The 24,229-nt window shown below is 29.4% G+C and carries 27 protein-coding genes; 12 read left to right on the top strand and 15 right to left on the bottom strand.

From position 1 onward, the window contains the following. The first annotated feature begins 122 nt into the window (after positions 1–122). A complete protein-coding gene (locus Q0662_RS07105) occupies positions 123–824 on the top strand; it encodes a TIGR02206 family membrane protein (protein ID WP_298948279.1) in 702 nt (233 codons plus the stop codon). Here the strand turns inward: Q0662_RS07105 and Q0662_RS07100 are convergent. The 12 genes from Q0662_RS07100 to Q0662_RS07045 form a co-directional block, all read right to left on the bottom strand. Further along, positions 821–1,189: a cupin domain-containing protein gene (locus tag Q0662_RS07100; protein WP_298948278.1), complete on the bottom strand. Its 369-nt coding sequence runs from the start codon at positions 1,187–1,189 to the stop codon at positions 821–823. The genes Q0662_RS07105 and Q0662_RS07100 overlap by 4 nt on opposite strands. 174 nt (positions 1,190–1,363) lie before the next feature. Next, a complete protein-coding gene (locus Q0662_RS07095) occupies positions 1,364–1,930 on the bottom strand; it encodes a hypothetical protein (protein ID WP_298948277.1) in 567 nt (188 codons plus the stop codon). 156 nt (positions 1,931–2,086) lie between these two features. Then, the gene (locus Q0662_RS07090; protein WP_298948276.1) at positions 2,087–2,590 is read right to left on the bottom strand and encodes a beta-carotene hydroxylase; all 504 of its coding nucleotides are present in this window, start codon (positions 2,588–2,590) and stop codon (positions 2,087–2,089) included. Beyond that, positions 2,587–3,135, bottom strand: a complete 549-nt coding sequence (locus Q0662_RS07085) for a carotenoid biosynthesis protein (RefSeq protein WP_298948282.1) — start codon at positions 3,133–3,135, stop codon at positions 2,587–2,589. The genes Q0662_RS07090 and Q0662_RS07085 overlap by 4 nt, the downstream gene beginning before the upstream one ends. Positions 3,136–3,268: 133 nt before the next feature. Next, positions 3,269–4,726: a 1-hydroxycarotenoid 3,4-desaturase CrtD gene (gene crtD / locus Q0662_RS07080; RefSeq protein ID WP_298948275.1), complete on the bottom strand. Its 1,458-nt coding sequence runs from the start codon at positions 4,724–4,726 to the stop codon at positions 3,269–3,271. A 151-nt stretch (positions 4,727–4,877) separates the two neighbouring features. Then, the gene (locus Q0662_RS07075) at positions 4,878–5,420 is read right to left on the bottom strand and encodes a spheroidene monooxygenase (RefSeq protein WP_298948274.1); all 543 of its coding nucleotides are present in this window, start codon (positions 5,418–5,420) and stop codon (positions 4,878–4,880) included. A gap of 271 nt (positions 5,421–5,691) precedes the next feature. Then, the gene (locus tag Q0662_RS07070) at positions 5,692–6,447 is read right to left on the bottom strand and encodes a LytTR family DNA-binding domain-containing protein (RefSeq protein WP_298948273.1); all 756 of its coding nucleotides are present in this window, start codon (positions 6,445–6,447) and stop codon (positions 5,692–5,694) included. 117 nt (positions 6,448–6,564) lie between these two features. Then, a complete protein-coding gene (locus tag Q0662_RS07065) occupies positions 6,565–6,888 on the bottom strand; it encodes a 2TM domain-containing protein (protein WP_298948272.1) in 324 nt (107 codons plus the stop codon). Positions 6,889–6,890: 2 nt separating this feature from the next. Further along, on the bottom strand, positions 6,891–7,205 hold the full coding sequence (locus Q0662_RS07060; RefSeq protein WP_298948271.1) for a 2TM domain-containing protein: 315 nt from the start codon (positions 7,203–7,205) through the stop codon (positions 6,891–6,893). Then, positions 7,183–7,506: a 2TM domain-containing protein gene (locus Q0662_RS07055; RefSeq protein ID WP_298948270.1), complete on the bottom strand. Its 324-nt coding sequence runs from the start codon at positions 7,504–7,506 to the stop codon at positions 7,183–7,185. Before Q0662_RS07055 ends, Q0662_RS07060 begins: the two co-directional genes overlap by 23 nt. A gap of 12 nt (positions 7,507–7,518) precedes the next feature. Next, a complete protein-coding gene (locus Q0662_RS07050; protein ID WP_298948269.1) occupies positions 7,519–8,874 on the bottom strand; it encodes a 2TM domain-containing protein in 1,356 nt (451 codons plus the stop codon). Between the two features lie 45 nt (positions 8,875–8,919). Next, complete coding sequence (locus Q0662_RS07045; RefSeq protein WP_298948268.1) at positions 8,920–9,348, bottom strand: DUF2141 domain-containing protein; 429 nt, start codon at positions 9,346–9,348, stop codon at positions 8,920–8,922. 607 nt (positions 9,349–9,955) lie between these two features. On the opposite strand from Q0662_RS07045, the gene Q0662_RS07040 reads away from it, so the two are divergent. The 11 genes from Q0662_RS07040 (at position 9,956) to argH (ending at position 21,236) form a co-directional block, all read left to right on the top strand. Continuing rightward, positions 9,956–10,573, top strand: coding sequence for a GNAT family N-acetyltransferase (locus tag Q0662_RS07040; protein WP_298948267.1), 618 nt, complete (start codon positions 9,956–9,958; stop codon positions 10,571–10,573). Next, complete coding sequence (locus Q0662_RS07035) at positions 10,570–11,745, top strand: argininosuccinate synthase domain-containing protein (protein ID WP_298948266.1); 1,176 nt, start codon at positions 10,570–10,572, stop codon at positions 11,743–11,745. The genes Q0662_RS07040 and Q0662_RS07035 overlap by 4 nt, the downstream gene beginning before the upstream one ends. 102 nt (positions 11,746–11,847) lie before the next feature. Then, entirely contained in the window at positions 11,848–12,831 is a 984-nt protein-coding gene (gene argC, locus Q0662_RS07030) for an N-acetyl-gamma-glutamyl-phosphate reductase (RefSeq protein WP_298948265.1), read from the top strand. A gap of 100 nt (positions 12,832–12,931) precedes the next feature. Continuing rightward, complete coding sequence (gene proC / locus Q0662_RS07025) at positions 12,932–13,723, top strand: pyrroline-5-carboxylate reductase (RefSeq protein WP_298948264.1); 792 nt, start codon at positions 12,932–12,934, stop codon at positions 13,721–13,723. Between the two features lie 5 nt (positions 13,724–13,728). After that, positions 13,729–14,856: an aminotransferase class III-fold pyridoxal phosphate-dependent enzyme gene (locus Q0662_RS07020; RefSeq protein WP_298948263.1), complete on the top strand. Its 1,128-nt coding sequence runs from the start codon at positions 13,729–13,731 to the stop codon at positions 14,854–14,856. Between the two features lie 44 nt (positions 14,857–14,900). Further along, positions 14,901–16,094, top strand: coding sequence for a glutamate-5-semialdehyde dehydrogenase (locus Q0662_RS07015; RefSeq protein ID WP_298948262.1), 1,194 nt, complete (start codon positions 14,901–14,903; stop codon positions 16,092–16,094). A gap of 48 nt (positions 16,095–16,142) precedes the next feature. Then, a complete protein-coding gene (gene proB / locus Q0662_RS07010; RefSeq protein ID WP_298948261.1) occupies positions 16,143–16,907 on the top strand; it encodes a glutamate 5-kinase in 765 nt (254 codons plus the stop codon). Positions 16,908–16,993: 86 nt separating this feature from the next. Continuing rightward, entirely contained in the window at positions 16,994–17,932 is a 939-nt protein-coding gene (locus Q0662_RS07005) for an acetylornithine carbamoyltransferase (protein WP_298948259.1), read from the top strand. 73 nt (positions 17,933–18,005) lie between these two features. After that, positions 18,006–18,782 carry an acetylglutamate kinase gene (gene argB / locus Q0662_RS07000; protein ID WP_298948258.1) on the top strand — a complete coding sequence of 259 codons (777 nt, stop codon included), beginning with the start codon at positions 18,006–18,008 and terminating at the stop codon, positions 18,780–18,782. 1 nt (position 18,783) lies between these two features. Continuing rightward, positions 18,784–19,854, top strand: coding sequence for a M20 family metallo-hydrolase (locus Q0662_RS06995; protein WP_298948257.1), 1,071 nt, complete (start codon positions 18,784–18,786; stop codon positions 19,852–19,854). A gap of 104 nt (positions 19,855–19,958) precedes the next feature. Next, complete coding sequence (argH, locus tag Q0662_RS06990) at positions 19,959–21,236, top strand: argininosuccinate lyase (RefSeq protein WP_298948256.1); 1,278 nt, start codon at positions 19,959–19,961, stop codon at positions 21,234–21,236. Between the two features lie 193 nt (positions 21,237–21,429). On the opposite strand, the gene Q0662_RS06985 is transcribed toward argH, so the two are convergent. The 3 genes from Q0662_RS06985 to Q0662_RS06975 are packed head-to-tail and all read right to left on the bottom strand — an operon-like array spanning position 21,430 to position 24,194. Then, positions 21,430–21,882 (bottom strand): sterol desaturase family protein, encoded by a 453-nt coding sequence (locus Q0662_RS06985; RefSeq protein ID WP_298948255.1) that lies wholly within the window; start codon positions 21,880–21,882, stop codon positions 21,430–21,432. Position 21,883: 1 nt separating this feature from the next. Beyond that, positions 21,884–22,726, bottom strand: coding sequence for a phytoene/squalene synthase family protein (locus tag Q0662_RS06980; RefSeq protein ID WP_298948254.1), 843 nt, complete (start codon positions 22,724–22,726; stop codon positions 21,884–21,886). Between the two features lie 7 nt (positions 22,727–22,733). Next, positions 22,734–24,194: an oleate hydratase gene (locus Q0662_RS06975; protein WP_298948253.1), complete on the bottom strand. Its 1,461-nt coding sequence runs from the start codon at positions 24,192–24,194 to the stop codon at positions 22,734–22,736. Between the last annotated feature and the right edge of the window lie 35 nt (positions 24,195–24,229).

The raw sequence follows: 24,229 nt of genomic DNA, 5'->3' as shown, positions 1-24,229 counted from the left end.
ATTTGTGGTTAAATCAATTTACTGATTTTCAGTAATATGAACAACTTTTTTTTCTTAAATCATAATGCACAACGGGTTATGATTATTTAATTTTATAGATTGCAAAAATTATTTTTATTAAAATGAATTTTTTCTTAGAAGAAAACAACCATTTTGTACCTTTTACAGGTCAACATTTGTGGGTAATCACTATTATTTTTTGTTTGAGTTTTTTATTGATTTACTTTACTAAAAAACAACCCAAAAAATTACAAAATAGAATTGGTAATGTATTTGCGTTTTCAATTTTTACAACTACTCTATTGGGGGTTATTTTAACTATGTATATTGGTAATTTTAATTATAAAACAGATTTACCTCTACATTTGTGTAGTTTTTTAACTTTGGTAATTCCCTTTTTATCTGTAACTAGAAAATTGTTGTATTACGAAGTATTCTTTTTCTTAGTGATTGCTGGTACCCTACAATCTTTAATTACACCCGATGAATATAATTACTTAAATTTTAAATTTTTTAGGTATTGGTATATACATGCTGGCTTGGTAACTTTTATGTTTTTTGCAACTTTTATATACAAATTAAGACCTACTTTAAAAAGTGTGGGAAAAGCATTTTTAGCAATGCAAATTTATATGCTATTAATGTTTGTTGTAAATTACTTTTTAGGCTCTAATTATTTTTACACCAACAGAAAACCTAATGCCGCCACTTTATTAGATTTTTTTGGTGATTGGCCACAATACATTTTTGTGGTAGAATTAATTGTAATACCGTATTTTTTGTTGATTTATCTACCTTTTTATTTGACTAGAAAAAAAACTTAAGACTCTTCCCTATTTACTAAATCTACAGAAAAAGCAGGTAAACAAATGGCTAGATACTCGCATTCCTCTTTAAAGGGATTCGAATATTGCACTCTTGTGTTTTTATTGATTTTGATAGATTCTCCAGCTTTTAAAACAACAGTTTCATCCTCTATGATAAATTGTTTTTTCCCTTTTATGATATAGGTATATTCATCAAAAAGAGGTGTTTGAAAAGGCTCGCTCCAACCAGAAGGCACAACCATATGAGCAATACTTATTTGGGAATTACCATCTGTGGCATTACCAAAATGTTCTTCAATTAATTTGCCATCTGTTGTGGGTACTACAAATGGTGATTTTTGTATGGTGTATTTTTTTTTCATAACGGGTTGCATTTTGCGTAAGTGATTGAAGTGGCATCCTTTTTTTATAAAATATAAAAGGTGTTATTTGTCTAAGAATTCATTATTTTTATAACAGAAAGCGAAACAAGTACTGCATTAAAAAAAAAAAGATATAACGGAAAGCACGACCACACCTTTTTGTGTGGGTACGCCCTAATTAAACCAAACCACCAAAGATTTCATTTTTGCTAAATCTGGAATTTGCTCTAAACTTACTTTTTGAGTGCTAAAATCTCTTAAACCCAGCTCTTCTTTGTCTATAGCAACTGTTATGTTAAAATCGTTAATAAATAGTGTTGCAGTAGAAAACGTAGATTCTATTCTGTTGATATTATTATTGGTATTTATTTCTGCAAAGGTAGAATTGATATTGACACCTGTTTCTGTTGCATATCTAGCATCGAAAACTTCGATACTTTTGATGGTAGAAAGAGAGTCTAATTGCTGTTTTGGTATAATGGTTAAGAGGTGCTTTCCTCCTTTTTCGAAAATTAAATATTCATCATCATCTTGAAAATAATTGTCTCCTAAAGCGCCTTCGCTTAAGTTTTTTACAATAGAGTCATTTTCGAATATTTTATTTAAGTCAGATATTTTAGTTTTGGTTGATAAATGTCCTACTTTTCCTTTTTCGATTTTATATTTACCTCCATCTCCACAGCTTGTTAATAAAACTGAAAACATTAATAATACAGCTACTACACAATTTTTTTTAATCATTTTGTTGAATTTACACATTTAATAACGTTATTTTTAGATTGATATTTTAATTCTTTTTTTAAAAGACCAAATGCTACTCTAATATATGTAGCACTGGTTACTACTTTTATAATTGGACTTTTGGTTGAGCCTATCTTAGAAATGCTGCTAATTTCCTTAGCTTATTCGTTCTCTTTCTCTCTCTTTTTGTTTTCTAAACGCCTGTTCTTTAATTACCTTTTCCCAATATTTTTTAGCAACAAACAATAAGCCAAAACTTTCGCTTTTTTCTTTACCTAGTTGTTTGTGATGCATTTTATGCGCCCATTTAATAGCTTTAATATAAGTATTATTACTTCTGGAAAACCATTTAAAACGCTGATGAATAATAACATCATGCACCATGAAATAAGCAAAGCCATAAAGTGCAATACCAAAACCAATACCTGCAAGCCAAAACACTTTATCTTGCAAGCCAAACATAATACACAACCAACTTGGTATGGCAAAAATTAAAAAGAAAGCATCATTTTTTTCAAAAAAGTGAGCATTTGGTTTGTGGTGATCTTCATGTAAATACCACAAAAAACCGTGCATTACGTATTTGTGCATTGCCCAAGTAATGCCCTCCATTATAATGAAAGTTGTTAGGGTAATTGATAAGGTAAAAAGAAAAATCATTTATAAAATAAACTAATGGTTATAAAAAATATAAGCTGAATCACATATAAATAAAAAGCGAATATATTCTTTTTATTAAAATTCAAATTTACAAATAAATACTGTAAAATTAAACTCCCAAAAAACCAACATACATAATTATAAATTGGAATTTCCCCAAGTGGATACCATTGCCAGAAATTTAATTTAATAGCAACAGGCTCTAAAAATAGGTCTAGAAACACTGCCGTAAAAGCTCCAATTATTGCCAATAAATGAAGTTCTATTTGACTAGAAACTTTAAAATTAAAGTTTGTTTTAAGCCAATTATAAGATTGAAATGTTAAACTTCCAACGCAATACATCGTTATAAACCATAAATTGCCTAATAATATAGGGACACCAGATATTTTATACCCCATAACAATAGAATATTCATAATCACCAAAAAGAAAACCTGTATTTACCCCAATAATTTCATAAATAAATCCTGCCAAAAAACAAACACTAAAAAAAAGCCAAAATGATTTATTAATCTTTTGTTGTGTGTAAAATAACAATAACATTGATATGATTAAATTCAAAGGAGTATTGTTAATAAAGAAATCATTATATTCAGTAAAAAGTAAGCCAATAATGGCACTTATATGAAATAATAAACTTATTCCTAATGCTAGTTTATACTTGTATTTGATTAAATTACTGAATATCATCTGCTACCAACTTTGCACTTTTAAAACATAAAGGAATTCCTCCTCCTGGATGAACACTCCCTCCACAGAAATATAAATTTTTATAATATTTACTTCTATTTTGTTGTCTAAAAAAAGTAGCCATTTTACTATTACTACTTGTACCGTATAAAGACCCCATAAAACTCGATGTTTTTTGTTGAATATTTAATGGAGAAAGTGTTTCCTCTACCACAATATAATCTTCAATATTTGTGTTTAACTGTTTATTTATTTGTTTAATAATAAACTTTTTTACTTTTTCTTTTTGTTCTTCCCAATTATGCTCGTTATGGGCAGGAGCATTTACCATTACAAACCAATTTTCACTTTTATTTGGAGCATGATTTTTGTTGTATTTAGAAGTTATATTTACATAAATGGTTGGCTCGTCAGGTAAAACTGATTCCTCAAATATTTGTTTAAACTCTTTTTGATAATCCTCACTAAAAAAGATATTATGCAAACCTAATTCTGAAAAAGTGGCATTAATACCCCAATAAAATATAAAAGCACTACTGCTACGTTCTTGCTTTAGTACTTTATTAGCAAAATTTTTATCCGTAAGTAAGTTTTTATAGGTATAATAAATGTCCATATTACTTACAACGATGTCTGCATGATATTTTTTTTCGTTTACTAAAACACCTGTTACTTTACCTTTTAGAGTTTCAATTTTTTCTACTTTACTATTTGTGTAAAACTTAACACCAACATCTTTTGCTAGCTGCACCAGAGCTTTGATAATACTTATCATTCCCCCATCTGGATAAAAAGTTCCTTGGCTTTGCTCTAAACTTGATATCATGCTTAACATTGCTGGTGCTTTGTAAGGGTTACTACCATTATAGGTTGCATATCGATTGAAAAGCTGAATCATTTCTGGTGTTTTAAAACTTGATTCGTTGAAACTATTTAAGGACTTTGAGATGTAAGGTAATTTTACACTAAACAAAGCTTTGTAAGTTTCACTTTTAGTAATTAAACTTAAATCTAAAGGAAAATCTATGAAAAGTTCTCCTATATTTTGATAAGCTATTTTACTATTCTGAAGATACTTTTTAGTATTTTCTGCGGGTTCTCCGAAAACTTTTTCAGCTTCATCTGCAAATGCTTCCAAACTTTTTTTTGCAATAATTTTTTTTCCATTCGAAAAAAAATAACGACAACTTTCATCTAAACCTTTGTATACAAAGTAGCTAGATATATCTTTTTTGGCTAAACTAAAAAGTGCTTCTATATTTTCTGGTGCTGTAAAAAGAGAAGGTCCAGTATCAAAAGTAAAACCCTCTTTTTTTATTGAAGATAATTTTCCACCAAGGTAAGAATTTGCTTCAAAAACAGAAACGTTATGATCCTTTAAAGCTAATCGAATAGATGTGGCTAAACCAGCAATTCCACTACCAATAACAGCTACTTCCTTCATTTATTTATTTTTTCTGTAAAAATAAAAAACAAAAAAGTATTAAACATTATATTTATGAATTATATGTAAATATTTAATCAAATATGAAAAGTAATTAATTTTTAAATAAAACAAAAAAAATATAATGGAAGTATAACGTAAGGTAAATGTATTATTTTTCAATTTTTTGTTGAATGGTAAAACGTGTAAACATATCTTCACTATACCATTTTTGTTTTCTTGTTTTTTTGATAACCGCTTTATGTTGTGGCATTTTATAGGCAAAATTTTTCATCATCTCTTTTGATTTCCAAACACTAAAAGTTGCTTGTTTTACCCAAGGAACCTCACCAACTCCATAAGAATTTATAAACCCGTCTGCTGTAGACATTTGAGAGGCAATTGGAGCTACGTTTTTCCAAAAATAACGTAATTTATTTAAACGAATTGTTGCTCTAGTTAGCACAGCTATTTCTCCTTCATAGTTAGAAGTTGCTGGCAAATTACCAAAGACCTTTTTTTGATCCCATAAACCATGACCTTCAATTGGTTTTAATATATAGATAGTTTGTTTTTTACAAAACAAATTAAACCATTTTAAAATAAAGCTTCCAAATTGAGTGTTTAAATTTAAATCACCTTCATAAGTTACTAAAATAGCCCATTGAGATAAATCTGGAATTTTATCAAATGTTCCATTTTTACCTGTACCCATTAATTTATAAAATTGTAGCTTTTTATTAAAAAATAATGGTATCCTAAAAATAGCCATTGATAAAAAACCAAAAATGGCAAAGACGGGGTAATATTTAACAATGATTAAACTAGTTTTCAAAATGATATCTTTTTTTGTTTAAGAATAAGATCAAATATAACCAAAGTAATCAAGTTGAATCATTTTTGAATGTACTGTTTTTAATCTTATTTCAAATTATTAAATCCCCCAAATAAATAGCATCTAGAATTTTAAAACTAAAATTGAAAGTTTAGTCAATCCAATTTTTAAAATCTTTTACACGCTCTCTACTTACTATAATTTCTTGGTTATTATAAGTGTATAAAATCAATTTTAACCGAGAATTTGAATACGCAATAATATCTTTTATTGCATTAATATGTACAATATACGTTCTGTTGACTCTAAAAAAATTCTCAGAATCTAACTGCTCTTGCCAATGCTCTAAAGAGTTGTCTAATAGATAGTTTCTGTTTTCTGAAGTATGTATATAAGTTGCTTTATTTTCGCTGTAAAAGCATTCAATTTCATCAATATTTATAATTTTGATGTGCTGCCCAATCTTTATAGAAATTCGTTTTTTAAACTTTCTATCTACAGGATTTATTAGTAATTTTTTAATATCATCTAAATTTACTTGTATTCCTGTATGTTGGGGTTGATTGGTTTTAAATTTATCTACGGCCACTTTTAATTCATCTTCATCTAAGGGTTTTAGCAAATAATCTATACTATTTAATTTAAAAGCTTTTAAGGCATATTCATCATAAGCAGTTGTAAAAATGATAGCAGATTTTACATCTATTTCTTCAAAAATTTCAAAAGACAAACCATCTGACAACTGGATATCTAAAAATATTAAATTTGGATGTGCATTATTTTGCAACCAGTTTAAAGATTCTTCTACAGAATGTAACATTTGTTGTACTTCTATATCTAGAGTTGCCAACATTCTATTTAGCCTTCTAGCTGCTGGTTTTTCGTCTTCTATAATTAGAACATTCATTTATTTAAATATTAGTTATTAATCAAATCAAAAAAACACAAAATATTAAAAGAAAATTCTCTTTTCTTCCCACTTCATACTTGTCCCTTAATTCTTGATAATTTCTTAGCTTACTCTTTATTGCTCATCATCTTTTTCCATCAATTCTTTAATCTTTCTTTCTTCCCAGTCTTTTCCGAACCCTAAAGATTTAAAGCCAAAAACGCCTAACCAGTGAAAAAACATTCCTATTCCCCAAAAAAATGCTGTTGAATATGTTCCGAAATTGGTAAGTGCTTCGCCAAAAGTATCACCACTTTGTGTTAATCCAAAAATTATAATTCCGCTTATAAATAGGTTTACAAGTACATATACAATTAAGTGAATATAAAAGCCTTTAATATCTTTTACACGTTTTTTTGCACGTATGTAATTTTGTTCGTTTATAAAATTCTGTTCCATAATTATTTGTTATTCTCAATCATAAATTCCTTAATTTTTTTCTGTTCCCAATTTTTACCAAAACCAATTAAATGAAAACCGAAAACAGCTAGCCAATGAAAAAAAATACCCAAACCCCAACCAAAAACAGAAAACCAAAACCAATGAAATTGGGGAACAAATGTTAGGTTTACGAAAATAATAAGAGGAGTTACCAAACAGTAAACAGCAAAGTGCGTGTAAAACCCTTTAATCTCTTTTACTCTTTTTTGGGCTCTTATATATCGTTTTTGTTGTGTGTAATCTTGTTGCATTTTATTTGATGTTATTTTGTTCATTCATGTATTTTTTAATTTTTTGTTGTTCCCATTTTTTATTAAAAATAAAGTTGATTCCAAAAGTATTTAGTACTTGTAAAAAGATTCCTATTCCCCAAAACATCCAAATTTTATAATTATGATAATCGGTAAAAGCTTCTATAAAAGTGTCTCCATCATTTACATCACCTGCAATAAAAATGGCACTTAAAAAGGTGTTTATAATTACGTATACTACTAAATGTTTATAAAACTTGCTAATTTTTTCTACTCTTTTACGAGCCAAAATATATTTTTGCTCTTGTGTAAATTCTTTTTCCATTATCATATTTTTTTATTGATTATTCTTATTTTCTTGCTCCATCATTTCTTTAATTTTTCTGTCTTCCCAATTTCTTCCTAAGAAAATATTATAATTATTTACTTCTAAAAAATGAAAGGTTAAACCAATTCCCCATCCAAAAATTGGAAACCAAAACCAGTGAAAACTTGGAAAAAACTTTAAATTGATAAAGATTAAAAAGGGAATTACTAAGCAAAAAGAGACTAAATTCTGATAAAATTCTTTTAGTTTTTCTACTCTTTCTACTGCTTTTACATACTTACTATTTTCTAAATTGTCTGAATACATAATATTGTTCATTTTGATTAATAGAGGTAAACTCACCTTAAATTTTTTGTTATTATTTTCTATTTTTACTCCTCTTTGAGTAATTAACCCATACCTATCTGCAATATTTTGTAATCCAATTTTGGTACTTTTACCTAAAGCTTCTTTTGGGTTGATATTATTTTCTATAATTAAATAATTATCTTTTTCATAAATGTTAATGGTAAGTGGTTTAGAGGTAGAAACCACATTGTGTTTTACCGCATTTTCTAATAAAAGTTGTAAAGACAAAGGCACAATTTTAAGCTCATTAGTACTAATGATATCTGGAATGTTAAATTTTACAGCATCTTCAAAACGCATTCCTAACAATTCCATATACGTTTTTGCAAACTTTAATTCCTCTTCAATAGGCACTAGATCTTTGTTTCTTTGCTCTAAAACATATCTATAAACTTTAGAAAGTTTTGTGGTAAACCTTTCCGCCTGATTTGGATTTTCGCCAATTAAACTCGTTAATACATTTAAACTATTAAATAAAAAATGTGGGTCTAATTGGTTTTTTAAAGATTCAAATTTAGCTGTTTCTGTTTTTGCTACAATTTCTTGTTTGGTGTTTTCTTTGGTCATAGCAACTTTCCAGTTTTGCATAAAACCTTTGGCATGTAAAAAGGCAGAAACTGCTAAAGAAAGAACAATATAAAACAAATGCGCCCAAAAGAAATTACCTTTAAAAAAGGTGTCTGAATTGTTATTATTAATAACAACAAAAACAACATAATTAATCATTAAAACAATAGGCACTGTATATAGAACTGAGGCAATAATACCTGCCCAAACTCTTTGATTAGTGTGTTTGATCCAATCCCATTTAGTAGACAAATAACCGTTTATAAAACCATTACCAAAACCAATTCCAAAAGAATACATTCCAGAAATTATAAACGACCAAGCAATACCTTTTATTGTTGTTTGCCAAAAAATCACACTAAATAATAGACCAAAAATAATAGTTAGTTTTAAACATAAAATAGCTGCATTTTTTACACTTTTTATGGTATATACCTCTTGGCTAGTCATAGATTTGTTTATTATTTATTGTTGATAAATGGGTAGCGAAATTTACTAAAAATTAATATCTAAATGTAGATTTTTATTTTTTAATAAAAATTTTGCGTTTTCAAAAGTTGGTGGTGCAAAAGCCATTACATTATTAGAAGCTCCGTAATCTTCTAACGGCATTCTATTTGAAGAAAAATCCATTTTATTATTATTATTTTTATCATGATAGCAAATTATGGCATATTCGCCAGCAGGAATATTTTCAAAAATAACCGTACTTTTTCCATATTTAATTTTACCTTCTTTACTTAGTAATGGTTTTCTCATAAAATTGTCTTTTGTGTACAAAGCAAATCCTATTTTACCAGCATCTGAAGTTGCATTTAAAACAGTTACTGTAATTTCTTTTGTGTCTGTACTTTTGTTTTGCGCTGTCATACTGTTTGTTATAGCTAATATGACTAAGATTAAAAATGATGCTAAAAACTTCATAATATATATTTTTAAATGTTATTTAATGGTTCAAAGATGCAATTCAAATAGTTTTTTTTTAATAAAACATTACCCAACTGTATTTTTTTCATACCGAATTGTAAAAAATTCTAAATTAAAGTATCTATTATAGACTTTTAACAAATAAAAACTTAACATCTTTTTCAAACTGACCACAATTTTAAAAGCGTTTGATAAATATTAATCAATTAAGAGGTTGTTTTTTTATCAATTTGATAAAAATTTTTAAAAAACATTATTTTTTATCTTTTAAAATAAAAAATAATTTACTTTTACATCATGATTACTTCAAAAAATAAAACAAATACGATAGTACCCAGATTGCGCTTTCGCAGTCTACTGCGCTAATACTAAAAACAGAGCACAAAAGGGAATCTATATTTTTTATTTTTTTATCATGTATAATACAACAAACTTTACGAGCAAACAAAATTTAAATATTACAACTAGTAATAACAAACGCTTTGTACGCCGTTTTTTTATAATTCGCCCTTTGGGTGTTCAATAAATTATGGAATTAGGTGCGTCCAATTCCGCTTCTCAAAAAAACAGTAAAATTATAAATACACTTAAAAATAACAATACAATGAAAATTGTAATTGCTGATAAATCTCATATCGTATATGCAGAAATCATCTGTAAAACTATAGAAGACGCTGCACAGGTTAGAGGTACTGGTATTGCAAAACGAAAACCAGAATATATTGCCACAAAAATGGAAAATGGTAATGCTGTTATTGCCTTAGATGGTAATAAATTTGCTGGATTTTGTTATATAGAAAAATGGGGTCATGGAAAATTTGTTGCCAATTCTGGCCTAATTGTTCATCCAGATTATAGAAACTTAGGGTTGGCTAAAAAAATTAAAAAAGTAGTTTTTGAGCACTCTAGAAACAAGTTCCCAAATTCTAAAGTGTTTAGTATTACAACGGGTTTAGCTGTAATGAAACTAAATAACGATTTAGGTTACAAACCGGTAACATTTTCTGAACTTACAGACGATCAAAGCTTTTGGGATGGTTGCCAAACCTGTAGAAACTTTGATATTTTATCAAGAACAGATAGAAAAATGTGCTTATGTACAGGAATGTTGTTTGATCCTAAAAACAATAATAAAGAAGCTTCTAAAGAAGTTAAAGAAAACGTATTTAAAAGATTAAAAAAAATGAAACAAAATTTGTTTCTAAAAAAAGGTAAAAAATGAAAAAATTAGTAATAGCCTACAGTGGTGGTTTAGATACTTCTTACTGTGCAGTAAGTTTATCAAAAGAATATGACGTACATGCAGTTAGTGTAAATACAGGAGGTTTTACAAAAGAAGAAATTTCTAAAATTGAAAGTAATGCTTATAAAATGGGCGTTTCAACCTATAAAAATATTGATGCGATATCAACTTTCTACAACAAAGTAGTTAAGTATTTAATTTTTGGTAATGTCTTAAAAAACGCTACCTATCCATTATCTGTAAGTGCAGAAAGAATTATTCAAGCTATTGAAATCATAGAATACGCTAAAAGTATTGATGCAGAATACATTGCACATGGCTCTACTGGGGCAGGAAACGATCAAGTAAGGTTTGACATGATTTTTCAAACTTTAGCGCCAAATATTAAAATTATTACACCAATTAGAGATCAAAAATTATCAAGACAAGAAGAAATAGATTACTTAAAATCTGAAGGAATTGATATGCCTTGGGAAAAATCTAAATATTCTGTAAACAAAGGTCTTTGGGGTACGAGTGTTGGTGGTGTAGAAACTTTAAAATCAGAAAAACCTTTACCCAATGAAGCATACCCTTCTCAATTAGAAAAAGAGGGTGAAGAAAAAGTAACCCTAACTTTTAAAAACGGAGAATTTGTAGCTTTAAATGGTCAAGAAAACAAACCTGAAATCAATATAAAAAATCTAAACAATATTGCCTCTAAGTATGCTATTGGTAGAGATATTCATGTAGGTGATACCATTGTGGGCACAAAAGGTAGAGTTGGTTTTGAGGCTGCTGCTGCTTTAATCACTGTAAAAGCGCATCACTTATTAGAAAAACACACACTTACAAAATGGCAATTACAACACAAAGAATATTTGTCTAGTTTTTACGGAATGCATTTGCACGAAGGTCAGTATTTAGATCCTGTAATGAGAGATACTGAAGCTTTTTTACAAAGTTCTCAAAAAATGGTTTCTGGTAATGTAGTAGTTACGTTGAAACCCTATCATTTTTCTTTGGATGGAATTGTATCTAACCACGATTTAATGTCGAGTAAATTTAGCACTTATGGTGAAGAAAATAAAGCTTGGACAGCAGATGATGCTAAAGGCTTTATTAAGATTTTAGGGAATCAGAATAAAATTTATCAGCAAGTAAATAAGTAATGTTAAATCGTGTAATTGTTTAATTGTTGAACTATATAAATGAATATTTTAAAGAGGCTTTTACACGATTAAACAATTAAACTTTTAAACAATTTTTTAAGAATGAAAAAATTAGAAATAGGTATTATAGGTGGTGCAGGTTATACTGCTGGTGAGCTGGTAAGATTGTTATTAAATCACCCAAAAACCAATATCAACTTTGTGTACAGTACATCTAATGCAGGTAATAAATTACATCAAGTACATCAAGATTTAATTGGTAATACAGAAATTAATTTCACATCAGAAATCAATAAAAATATAGATGTTTTATTTTTATGTTTAGGGCATGGAAACTCTACTGCTTTTTTAGCAAATAACTCGTTTTCAGAAAACACAAAAATCATTGATTTAAGTAACGATTTTAGACTAATAGCAGACAAAATTTTTGAAGGAAAAGAATTTGTATATGGTTTACCTGAATTGCAAAAAGAAGCCATAAAAAACGCTAAATATATAGCAAATCCTGGTTGTTTTGCAACTGCATTACAATTGGCCATTTTACCTTTGGCTGCAAATGGATTGTTAAAAAAAGATATCCATATTAATGCTGTAACTGGTGCTACTGGAGCAGGAACATCATTATCAAAAACCACTCATTTTACATGGAGAGATAATAATTTTTCTCATTACAAAGCTTTTACACATCAGCATTTAGGAGAAATTAATCAAACTGTAAATCAATTACAATCAGATTTTAATTCAGAAATTAACTTTATGCCAAATAGAGGAAATTTCTCAAGAGGAATTTTTGCAACAACCTATACAAAATTTGAGGGATCCATAGAAGATGCTATAAAAATTTATAAAGATTTTTATAAAGAAGCAGCTTTTACGTTTGTTTCTGATAAAGAAATTCACATGAAACAAGTGGTAAATACCAACAAGTGTTTAATACATTTAATGAAATTTGAAAATAAATTATTAATTACTAGCACCATAGATAATTTACTAAAAGGAGCATCAGGTCAAGCAATTCAAAATATGAATTTAATGTATGGCTTTGAAGAAAATTTAGGATTAAATTTAAAAGCAAATTATTTTTAAGCCTTGCAAAGGCTTAAAATACTGAACTTGTTTCAGTATCTAATTATTAACAGTTTTAACTTTTGAAACATTCAAACTTTGAAACTTTGAAACTAAAAAGATGAAAGTAGCAATTATTGGAGCAGGAAGTTTAGGGCAATCTATTGCAAAAGGTTTATTAAAAAATAAAGCAGTTAGCGCAATTTGTGTAACTAAAAGAAATTTAGATTCTATAAAAGAATTTAATAAGTATAAAAAAACAACACTAACTTCAGATAATGAAAAAGCTGTTAAAAATGCAGATGTGATAATTTTTGCTGTACAGCCAAGGCATTTAGGTAAAATATTAGAAAAGTTAAAATATACTATAAACAAAGAGCAATTAATCATCTCTGTAATTACTGGTTTTTCTATTGCTAAAATAGAAAATATTATTGGTGCAAAACATTATATAATTCGTGCCATGCCAAACACAGCTGCTGCTGTAGGCCAATCTATGACGTGTATTGCTGCAAACGAAAATGGAAAACAAAAAGTAGCTATTGCAAAAACCATTTTTAGTAGTTTAGGAAACTCTATGGAAATTCCAGAAGAGCAACTGCAAGCTGCTACAGTAATTTGCGCAAGCGGTATTGCATTTTGGATGCGATTAATTAGAGCTACAACTCAAGGAGCTATACAATTGGGTTTTGAAGCTCAAGAAGCACACGAATTAGCCATGCAAACCTGTTTCGGAGCCGCAAGTTTATTAAAAGAATCTGGCAAACACCCAGAAGCAGAAATAGATAGGGTTACCACCCCTGGTGGTTGTACTATTGAGGGTTTAAATGAGATGGAACATCAAGGTTTAAGCTCATCTTTAATAAAAGGAATTAACAAATCTTTTGAAAAAATTAATCAAATTAAAAAATAAAAATCATGCCATTATTTAACGTTTACCCTTTGTATGACGTAACTCCTGTAAAAGCAAAAGGAGCCTATGTTTATGATGACAAGAAAGTAGAATATTTAGATTTATATGGTGGCCACGCAGTAATTTCTATTGGTCATGCACATCCTAAATATGTGAAAGCAATTAAAAACCAAGTTTCTAAATTAGGTTTCTACTCTAATGCAGTTCAAAATCCACTGCAAGTAGAACTAGCAGATAGGTTAGAAAAGCTTTCTGGCTGTAAAGATTACGAATTGTTTTTATGTAATTCTGGTGCAGAAGCCAATGAAAATGCTTTAAAATTAGCCTCTTTTAAAACTCAAAAATCAAGAATTATTGCTTTTAAAAATGGTTTCCATGGGCGTACCTCTGCTGCAGTTGCTGCAACAGATAATAAAAATATTATTGCCCCAATTAACGCACAACAAAAAGTTACTATTTTAGATTTAAACGACATCGATACTGTAAAGGCAGAACTCGAAAAAGGTGATGTTTGTGCAGTAATTGTAGAGTTTATACAGGGTGTTGGTGGTTTAGACCAAGCAACTGCTAATTTTTTTGAACAAGTTGATATACTTTGTAAGGCAAACAATACGCTGTTTATCTCAGATGAAGTGCAATCTGGCTATGGCCGATCTGGAAAATTCTTTGCCTATCAACACTATAATGTAACTCCAGACATCATTTCTATTGCAAAAGGAATGGGAAATGGTTTTCCTATTGGCGGTATTTTAATTCACCCAAACATTAAAGCAAAATTCGGAATGTTAGGTACCACCTTTGGTGGAAATCATTTAGCTTGTGCAGCGGGTTTGGCTGTATTAAAAGTTATTGAAAAAGAAAAACTGATAGACAACGTAAATCAAATGTCTGATTATTTTATGAAAATTGCCCAAACAATTTCGCAAATAAAAAAAATTAAAGGTAGAGGCTTAATGTTAGGCTTAGAATTTGATTTTGAAGTGGGTGATTTACGTAAAAAATTAATTTACGATCATCATATTTTTACAGGTGGTTCTTCTAATAAAAAACTATTAAGAATTTTACCTCCATTAAATATCAAAAAACATCATATAGATGAGTTTTTTGAAGCTTTAATTGATGTTTTACATTAAAAAAATGCAATTAATACTAAAATAAATTAGAATATTTATTAAAAATGAACACATTATTATCCATAGAAACAAGAAATAATGTTTTGCTTAGCATGGCAGAACTTTTGGAGGCTAATAGAGCTGAATTGATTAGCATCAACCAAAAAGATCTAGAGGCTTACAAAGGTGATGATATTTCGATGTCTGATCGTTTAAAGGTTACAAATGCTAAAGTTGATGAAATGATTGCCGCTGCAAAACATTTGGCTTCGCAAGCAGATCCTGTTGGTGTAGAACGTTTTAGTTTTAAGCACGATAATGGGATGCAAGTGTACAATAAAACTGCCTCTTTTGGTACCGTTTTAATTATTTATGAATCGAGACCTGATGTTACAGTAGAAGCTGCTGGCATTGCTTTTAAATCTGGAAATAAAATTTTACTAAAAGGTGGTAAAGAATCCTTACAATCTAACTTAAAAATTGTCGATTTATGGCATATAGCCCTACAAAAGCACAATGCCTCTACAGATTGGGTAACCTATTTACAATTTAACAGAACAGAAACGCAAGCTTTTTTAGAAAAACCATCTCAAAGAATAGATTTAATTGTACCAAGAGGTGGAGAAAGATTGATTGCATTTGTAAAACAACACGCAATTTGCCCAGTAATTATAAGTGGTAGAGGTAATAATTTTGTATATGTGCATAAAGAAGCAGATACAAAAACTGCAATAGATATCATTATTAACGGAAAATCTAAAATTTCTGCCTGTAATGCTGTTGATAAAGTTTTAGTTGATGAAAATCTACCAAATAAAAAAGAGTTTGTTGCAAAATTAATCAAAACCTTAAAAGAATATAATATTCAAGTTTTAGGTGATGATAACACCTCAAAATCTCATCAAGTAGAAAAAATTCATTCAGAAGATGTATGGTCTCAAGAATTTTTAGATTATAAAATTGTGGTAGGTACAATTTCATCAAACTCAGCCGCAATTGAAAAGATTAACAAGTTTTCTGGGGGCCATTCCTCAGCAATAATTACAAAAAATAATGAAGAGGCTAAATTATTTATGGAAAATGTAGATACTGCAGCTGTATATCACAACGCTTCCACTCGTTTTACAGATGGTGGTCAATTAGGTTTGGGTGGCGAATTAGCCATCAGTACAGACAAATTACATCAACGAGGACCAATTGGTCTGCAACATTTGGTTACCAATAAATGGTATGTTCATGGAACTGGACAAATTAGGTAGAAATTAGAGGTTTCACATTAAAATATTTTAATTCATAATTGAATTTAAATGCAAAAAAAGAAAAGAATTTTACTAAAAATAGGGTCTAATACACTTACCAAAGAAACCAATAATATTTCTCGGGGTAAAATTGAAGATATTGCAAATCAAATTGCAAAATTAAAAGACTCTTACGAATTTATTATTGTAAGTTCTGGTGCAATTGCAGTTGCAAAACAGTTTGTAAAATTAGAAAGCAAACAATCAGCAGTTTTTGTAAAACAAGCTTTAGCATCAATTGGTCAGCCACATTTAATAAGAATTTATCAAGAAATTTTTAGAGAGTATGGTTTGTTAACCTCACAGTGTTTATTGTCTTATTCTGATTTTGAAAGACAAGAAAGCAAAACAAATATTGTAAATACCATTAATGTTTTGGTCAATAATAATTACATTCCTATAATTAATGAAAATGATACCGTTGCAACAGATGAAATTAAATTTGGTGATAACGATAAATTAGCCGCATTAACAGCTACTTTGTTAGAAGTAGATTTATTAATCATTGCCACAAATACAAATGGAATTTACACAAAAGAATCCATTAAAAACAATACACCAATTACCATTAAAGAAGTTACAAATTTCGAAAATTTAAAAAATGAAGTTGTCAATTCAAAATCGTCTCATGGTAGTGGTGGTATGCAGTCTAAAATAGCAGCAGTGGCATTGGCAAAAAAAGCAAACATAGAAACTTGGATTGTAAATGGTTTAGAAGACAACTTTATTACAAATGCATGTGAAAATAAAGTACCGTTTACAAAAATTAAGTAAAAAAGTGTAACTGTTTAAATGTGTAATTGTTTAATCGCCTTAGAACTTTTAAACAATTAAACGATTAAACGATTAAACAATAAAAAATGATGAATTACACATCCATAAACGACATAGAAAACATCAACTCTTGGATTAAAGAGGCTAGAAAAATAAAAGAAAACCCTCTAAGAAATAAAGAATTAGGCCAACACAAAACATTAGGTTTATTATTTTTCAACTCAAGTTTACGTACACGTTTAAGTACACAAAAAGCCGCATTAAATCTAGGCATGGATCCAATAGTTATGAATGTTTCTGGTGATGCTTGGGGAATTGAATTTGGTGATGGAACTGTAATGAACGGTAATACTGCAGAACATATAAAAGAAGCTGCAGCAGTAGTTTCTCAATATTGTGATGTAATCGCTGTAAGAGCTTTTCCAAGCTTAACAGACAAAGAAAAAGACGAGTCTGAACAAGTTTTAAATTCTTTTGTAAAATTTGCTTCTGTACCAATTGTAAGTATGGAAAGTGCAACGGGTCATCCTTTACAGGGCTTAACAGATGCGATTACTATTGCTGAAAATTCTAATAGAAAAAAACCAAAAGTGGTTTTAAGTTGGGCTCCGCATATCAAAGCGTTACCACATGCAGTGGGTAATAGTTTTGTACAAGCAATGCAAAAAATGGATGTAGAATTTGTGATTGCAAATCCAGAAGGATATAATTTAAATCCAGAAATAACAAAAGACACCCCTATTTATCACAATCAGTCAGCAGCGCTTAAAGATGCTGATTTTGTATACACCAAAAACTGGAGTTCTTATAAAGATTATGGTAAAGTCTTAAAGGTTGATGATAATTGGACAATCACTAAAGAAAAAATAGGGAATGCTAAATTTATGCATTGTTTGCCTGTAAGAAGAAATGTTGTGGTAGAAGATGCTGTTTTAGATGGTGAAAATTCTTTGGTCATAGAACAAGCAAATAATAGAACTTTTGCTGCACAATTAGTTCTTAAAAAAATATTAGAAGATTTGTAAAATCTTCGCAATTCTGAACTTGATTCAGAATCTAACATAAAAACAAAAAGATACTGAAACAAGTTCAGCACTTATGGAAAAGCTATCAATCATAAAAATAGGAGGAAATATTATTGAAGATGAAACTTCTTTAAACAATTTCTTAAAACTTTTTTCTAAATTAAAAGGAAACAAAATTTTAGTTCATGGAGGTGGTAAAAAAGCTACTTTTATAGCTTCAAAATTAGGCATTGAATCTAAAATGATAAATGGCAGACGTATTACAGATGCTAAAACTTTAGAAGTAATTACCATGGTGTATGGTGGTTTAGTCAACAAAAACGTGGTAGCAAAACTTCAAGCATTACAAACCAATGCAATAGGTTTAACTGGTGCAGATATCAACAGTATACAATCAAATAAAAGACCTGTAAAAGAAGTTGATTTTGGTTTTGTGGGTGATGTAAAAAAAGTAGCAAATCATTCTATTGATAAATTAATCAAAGCAGATTTTACACCTGTTTTTTGCGCTATTACCCATGATGGAGACGGGCAATTATTAAATACCAATGCAGATACCATTGCAAGCACCATTGCTGTTGCTATGAGTAAAATTTACAATACATCTATTTACTATTGTTTTGAACTGAATGGTGTTTTAGAAGATTTTAATGATAAAACCTCTGTAATTCAGCAAATAAATACAGAAAAATACCAAAACCTTTTAGCAAAAAATATCATTACAGATGGTATGATTCCTAAAATAGACAATTGTTTTGATGCATTACATAATGGTGTACAAAAAGTACATATTGGCAATATAGCTATGTTTACAAAAGAAAATACAAACTTTACAACCATCACTTTATAAAATGGAACTAAAACAACTCACAGAAAAAGCAATAGCACTTTTAAAAGGTTTAATAGAAACACAATCTTTTTCTACTGAAGAGGATAAAACAGCCGTTTTAATAGAAAACTGGTTTAAAGCGTATGAAATTCCGTTTAAAAGAACTAAAAACAATGTTTGGGCAACCAATAAATATTTTGATGAAACCAAACCTACATTGTTACTAAACTCACATCATGACACTGTAAAACCAAATTCTAAATACACAAATGATCCTTTTAAAGCCTTTGTAGAAAATGGCAAATTATATGGTTTAGGGTCTAATGATGCAGGTGGTTGTTTGGTGTCTTTAATAGCAACTTTCACAAAGTTTTATGCAGTAGAAAATCTAAAATACAACTTGGTTATTGTGGCTTCTGCAGAAGAAGAAAATAGTGGAAATAATGGATTGAATAGTATGTTACCAATCATACCACATATAGATGTTGCCATAGTTGGCGAACCTACTTTGATGAATTTAGCAGTTGCAGAAAAAGGTTTAGTAGTTTTTGATGCAGAAGTTGATGGAACTCCAAGTCATGCTGCACACCCAAATGATAACAATGCAATTTATAACACTATTGAAGTTTTACAATGGTTTAAAGACTTTAAGTTTGACAAATCTTCTGATGCTTTAGGTGATGTAAAAATGACAGTTACTCAAATAAACGCAGGTTCACAACACAATGTAGTTCCTGGTCATGTAGATTTGGTGATAGATGTGCGTGTAAATGATGCCTATTCAAATCAAGAAATTGCAGATATTTTACAAGCACAAGCACCTTGTACTAAAATTACACCTAGAAGTTTACGCCTGAACTCCTCTTCTATTTCTTTAGAACACGATTTGGTAAAAGCAGGAATTGCTATGGGAAGAGAAACTTATGGTTCTCCAACATTATCAGACCAATCTGTGTTAACTTGCCAATCTTTAAAATTAGGACCTGGAGATAGTACACGTTCTCATTCTGCCAATGAATTTATATATTTGGCTGAAATTGAAGAAGGAATAAAGATTTATGTAGAATTGTTGGAAAATTGTTTAAAAGTGTAATCGTTTAACAGTTTAAAAGTCAAAACGAAATACAATTCAACAATTACAAGATTAAACAAGGACAATTACACGATTAAACAAATAAACGATTAAACATTTTTTATATGAAACTTTGGGATAAAGGATTTACCATAGACAAACAAATAGAAAACTTTACAGTGGGTAATGATAGAGAAATAGACATACACATTGCTAAATACGATGTACAAGCTTCTTTAGCGCATGCAATTATGTTAGAATCTATTGGTATTATTTCTGCTGATGAGTTGACTGACTTAAAAAAGGGTTTACAAGAATTAGCAACAGATATCGAAAACGGAACTTTCGTAATTGAAGCATCTTTTGAAGATGTACACTCTAAAATTGAGTGGGAACTAACCAATAAATTAGGCGAAGTTGGAAAAAAAATTCATACGGCACGTTCTAGAAATGATCAAGTTTTAGTGGCTTTGCAGTTGTATTACAAAGAAAACTTGGCAATTATTAATGATAAAACAAAAACGCTTTTTGATACGCTTTTAAACCTAGCAGAAACTCATAAAAAAAGTGTATTGCCTGGTTACACGCATCTACAAGTAGCCATGCCATCGTCTTTTGGTTTGTGGTTTTCTGCCTATGCAGAGTTGTTAATAGACGATGTTTATATGTTAAATGCAGTTGCAAAAGTAGTAGATCAAAACCCTTTAGGTTCTGCAGCAGGGTATGGTAGCTCCTTCCCTATTGATAGAGAGTTAACTACCAAAGAATTAGAATTTGCAACCTTAAAGTACAACGTAGTTGCTGCTCAATTAAGTAGAGGAAAAAGCGAACGTTCTATAGCATCTGCTCTAGGTGGATTGTGTAACACAATGGCTCGTTTTTCTATGGATGTTTGCTTGTATATGAGTCAGAATTTTGGCTTTATTACGTTTCCTGATGAATTAACTACAGGAAGTAGCATTATGCCGCATAAAAAAAATCCAGATGTTTTTGAATTGATTCGTGGGAAGTGTAATAAAATTCAGGCATTACATTCAGAAATGTTACTGATTACTAATAATTTACCAACAGGTTACCATAGAGATTTTCAGTTATTAAAAGAGAATATTATCAATGCTTTTGAAGATGTAAAAGACATTTTAGACATTTTTAATTATGCCATTCAGCAGGTAATTGTAAAAGATATCGATTTAAATGATGAAAAATACCAATATTTATTTACAGTAGATTCTATTAATAATTTAGTGGTTGAAGGCATGTCTTTTAGAGAAGCTTATCAAAAGATTGGAGGGCAAGTTCAGGAAGGAACTTACACACCAGATTTAGGAAAAGAACATACACATTTAGGGAGTATTCATAATTTAGGGTTGGATAAAATTGCTGAGAAATATCCTAAATTATAGAAATAAGTATATGAAGCTACATAAAAAATCCTTCAATTTTATATAATTTGAAGGATTTATTTTTTTTAAAACGTGTAAGCTTTAAAGTCTTAAAAAGTTGACAAACTGTTTGCGTTAGGGATTGAAACGGCATCCTTTTTGCTTTTTCTGTAAAAAGATATAGTGTAAAGCCCGTTAAAACGCCCAAAAAAAGTTAAATCAAATTTTGTTCTCTAAAATATTTTAATGGGACAAACAACATACCAAAACATTGACTGTCTTCTTTACCCATATTTTTATGATGAACTTTATGCGCTTTTCTTAATGCTTTTAGGTATTTGTTATTGGTATTTTTAAACCAACTAAATCTTCTGTGAATTAAAACGTCGTGCACTAAAAAATAAGCGAGTCCATAACATAAAATACCTAAACCTATAAAAAATAAGTAGGTTTGTGGTGTGTAACTTCCTAAAAAGAAAAGTGCTATACTTGGTACTGCAAAAACTACAAAAAATGCGTCGTTTTTTTCGAAAACATGAGGATACCCAGGCTCATGATGATCTGCATGCAAAAACCAACCAAACCCGTGCATAACGTATTTATGGGTAAGCCAAGTAATACCTTCCATTATTAAAAATACACCAATTGTGGTAAATGCATATAACATTTTAAATTAAATTTAATTTATATTTTACATAACTTCTTGCCAACAAATTTATTTTCATTGGATCTGAAATTCGAATTCTAGTATCCATAATTTTTTCTGAAGGTACACTGTTTAATTTTTTTAATAATCTTCTGTAATATCTATAAGCCATATAAACACCAAATTTGGCTTCTACTGGTAATTTTAAAACACCATTTGTAAAGGCATAATTAAAATCTTCTTCAATCTCGTCTATTATTTGCTGTTTAGAGGCTGGATCTAGTTTGCCTAAATCAATAGTTGGAAAATAAGACCTGTTTAACAACTCAAAATCGTCTTTTAAATCTCTTAAAAAGTTTACTTTTTGAAATGCTGACCCTAAACGCATCGCTGCATCTTTTAATTCGTTAAACATTGCATCATCTCCATTTACAAAAACTTTTAAGCACATTAAACCAACCACATCTGCAGAGCCATAGATGTAGGCATCATACTCTTCTTTTGTTTGGTATTCTGTTTTGTGCAAATCTGCTTTCATACTTCGTAAAAAAGCTTGCACCATTTCATCTGGTATATTATATGTATTTACTGTTTGCTGAAAAGAATTTAAAATAGGGTTTAAACTAATGCCTTGTGCTTTTGCGATGTAATAATCTTTTTCAAAATGAGCCATGAGCTCTTCTTTATTATACTCATGAAAAGTATCTACAATTTCATCCGCAAAACGTACAAAACCATAAATATTATAAATATCGGTTCTTATTTTTGGGGATAGCATGTTTACAGCTAAAGAAAAAGAAGTACTATATTTTTTAGTCACTAATTTACTGCAACTGTTAGAAACATTGTCAAATAATTCTTTCATAATGATCTTAATTTTTAGTAATAAGTTCAGATGCTATTTTACCAGAAATTAATGCTGGTGGTACACCAGGACCTGGAACTGTTAACTGGCCTGTAAAGTACAAATTATTTACTTTACTACTTTTTATTTTTGGTCTTAAAAATGCTGTTTGCAGTAAAGTGTTCGCCATTCCATAAGCATTTCCTTTATAAGAATTATACTCTTCTTTAAAGTCTTTTACGCAAAAAGATTTTTTAAAGATAACATTATTTTTAACATTTTGATTGGTTAATTTTTCAAACCTGTCCATAATTTTATGAAAATACTGCTCTCTAAGTTCTTCTGTATCTTCTATACCAGGTGCTAAGGGGATTAAGAAAAAGCCAGCTTCTTTACCTTCTGGAGCGGATGTTTTATCTGTCATAGAGGTAAAGTTTGCATAAAATAATGGTGCTGTTGGCCATTTTGGATTGTCGTAAATTTCTTCTGCGTGAGCATCAAAATCTGTATCGAAAAATAATGTATGGTGACTAGCGTTCTCTATTTTTTTATCAAAACCAACATAAAACAATAAAGATGATGGGGCAAAGGTTTTTTTGCTCCAATAATTTTCTGAATATTGTCTTAAATTTTGATCTAATAAGGTTTCTGTATGATGATAATCTGCACCACTTAACACTAAATTAGCTTTGATTTCCTCTCCATTTACCAATAAACCAGATACGTTTTTATGATCATCTACCAATATTTTTTCTACGTTGGCCTTTACTCTAAAATCTACCCCTAAAGAAGTAGCTAAAGAAACCATTGCTTCGATAACTTTGTACATACCTCCTCTTGGATGCCATGTACCTAAACCAAAATCGGCATAATTCATAAAATTATAAAATGCTGGTGTATTGCTTGGTTTTGCACCTAAAAATAATACAGGAAATTCTAATATTTGTATTAATTTTTGATTGGTAATTTTTTTTCGTACTTGTTTTCTAACGGTAGAAAAAAATTGACTAACTCTAGCAATAGTTGTAGTTGTAACCAATTCTAATGGAGAAATACCTGGTCTATAAACCAAATCTAAAATGGCCGTTTCGTAATTAGATTTTGCTGAGTCTAAAAATGTTTTTAAATGTTTACTACTCCCCTTTTCTACTTCTTCGAACGTTTTGTAAATGTCTTCTAAGTTTTCAGAAATTTTTAAAGAATCCTTTTCTCCAAAAAACACTTCGTAACCAGGATTTAACTTATCTAATGTATAATAATCTGAAGGTTTTTTTCCAAAATCTGCAAAAAAACGTTCGAAAATATCTGGCATCCAATACCAAGAAGGTCCTAAATCAAAAGTAAAACCATCTTTTTTGTATTGTCTTGCTCTACCACCTAACGTATCGTTTTTTTCTAATACAGTTACTTTATAACCTTCTTTTGCAAGGTAACAAGCGGCAGACAAAGCAGAAAAGCCAGAGCCTATAATATAAATTTGTTTATCCATTTAGGTTTGATTGTTTAACAAATAAAATTAAACAT

It is taken from the genome of uncultured Polaribacter sp., assembly GCF_947503855.1.
GTDB lineage: Bacteria > Bacteroidota > Bacteroidia > Flavobacteriales > Flavobacteriaceae > Polaribacter.
This window is presented reverse-complemented; position numbering and strand designations above follow the sequence as displayed.

Coding starts and splice junctions, on each gene's coding strand:
- Q0662_RS07105 (WP_298948279.1), top strand. CDS start 123: ATGAATTTTTTCTTAGAAGAAAACAACCATTTTGTACCTTTTACAGGT.
- Q0662_RS07100 (WP_298948278.1), bottom strand. CDS start 1,189: ATGAAAAAAAAATACACCATACAAAAATCACCATTTGTAGTACCCACA.
- Q0662_RS07095 (WP_298948277.1), bottom strand. CDS start 1,930: ATGATTAAAAAAAATTGTGTAGTAGCTGTATTATTAATGTTTTCAGTT.
- Q0662_RS07090 (WP_298948276.1), bottom strand. CDS start 2,590: ATGATTTTTCTTTTTACCTTATCAATTACCCTAACAACTTTCATTATA.
- Q0662_RS07085 (WP_298948282.1), bottom strand. CDS start 3,135: ATGTTATTGTTATTTTACACACAACAAAAGATTAATAAATCATTTTGG.
- crtD (WP_298948275.1), bottom strand. CDS start 4,726: ATGAAGGAAGTAGCTGTTATTGGTAGTGGAATTGCTGGTTTAGCCACA.
- Q0662_RS07075 (WP_298948274.1), bottom strand. CDS start 5,420: ATGGGTACAGGTAAAAATGGAACATTTGATAAAATTCCAGATTTATCT.
- Q0662_RS07070 (WP_298948273.1), bottom strand. CDS start 6,447: ATGAATGTTCTAATTATAGAAGACGAAAAACCAGCAGCTAGAAGGCTA.
- Q0662_RS07065 (WP_298948272.1), bottom strand. CDS start 6,888: ATGGAACAGAATTTTATAAACGAACAAAATTACATACGTGCAAAAAAA.
- Q0662_RS07060 (WP_298948271.1), bottom strand. CDS start 7,205: ATGAACAAAATAACATCAAATAAAATGCAACAAGATTACACACAACAA.
- Q0662_RS07055 (WP_298948270.1), bottom strand. CDS start 7,506: ATGGAAAAAGAATTTACACAAGAGCAAAAATATATTTTGGCTCGTAAA.
- Q0662_RS07050 (WP_298948269.1), bottom strand. CDS start 8,874: ATGACTAGCCAAGAGGTATATACCATAAAAAGTGTAAAAAATGCAGCT.
- Q0662_RS07045 (WP_298948268.1), bottom strand. CDS start 9,348: ATGAAGTTTTTAGCATCATTTTTAATCTTAGTCATATTAGCTATAACA.
- Q0662_RS07040 (WP_298948267.1), top strand. CDS start 9,956: ATGAAAATTGTAATTGCTGATAAATCTCATATCGTATATGCAGAAATC.
- Q0662_RS07035 (WP_298948266.1), top strand. CDS start 10,570: ATGAAAAAATTAGTAATAGCCTACAGTGGTGGTTTAGATACTTCTTAC.
- argC (WP_298948265.1), top strand. CDS start 11,848: ATGAAAAAATTAGAAATAGGTATTATAGGTGGTGCAGGTTATACTGCT.
- proC (WP_298948264.1), top strand. CDS start 12,932: ATGAAAGTAGCAATTATTGGAGCAGGAAGTTTAGGGCAATCTATTGCA.
- Q0662_RS07020 (WP_298948263.1), top strand. CDS start 13,729: ATGCCATTATTTAACGTTTACCCTTTGTATGACGTAACTCCTGTAAAA.
- Q0662_RS07015 (WP_298948262.1), top strand. CDS start 14,901: ATGAACACATTATTATCCATAGAAACAAGAAATAATGTTTTGCTTAGC.
- proB (WP_298948261.1), top strand. CDS start 16,143: ATGCAAAAAAAGAAAAGAATTTTACTAAAAATAGGGTCTAATACACTT.
- Q0662_RS07005 (WP_298948259.1), top strand. CDS start 16,994: ATGATGAATTACACATCCATAAACGACATAGAAAACATCAACTCTTGG.
- argB (WP_298948258.1), top strand. CDS start 18,006: ATGGAAAAGCTATCAATCATAAAAATAGGAGGAAATATTATTGAAGAT.
- Q0662_RS06995 (WP_298948257.1), top strand. CDS start 18,784: ATGGAACTAAAACAACTCACAGAAAAAGCAATAGCACTTTTAAAAGGT.
- argH (WP_298948256.1), top strand. CDS start 19,959: ATGAAACTTTGGGATAAAGGATTTACCATAGACAAACAAATAGAAAAC.
- Q0662_RS06985 (WP_298948255.1), bottom strand. CDS start 21,882: ATGTTATATGCATTTACCACAATTGGTGTATTTTTAATAATGGAAGGT.
- Q0662_RS06980 (WP_298948254.1), bottom strand. CDS start 22,726: ATGAAAGAATTATTTGACAATGTTTCTAACAGTTGCAGTAAATTAGTG.
- Q0662_RS06975 (WP_298948253.1), bottom strand. CDS start 24,194: ATGGATAAACAAATTTATATTATAGGCTCTGGCTTTTCTGCTTTGTCT.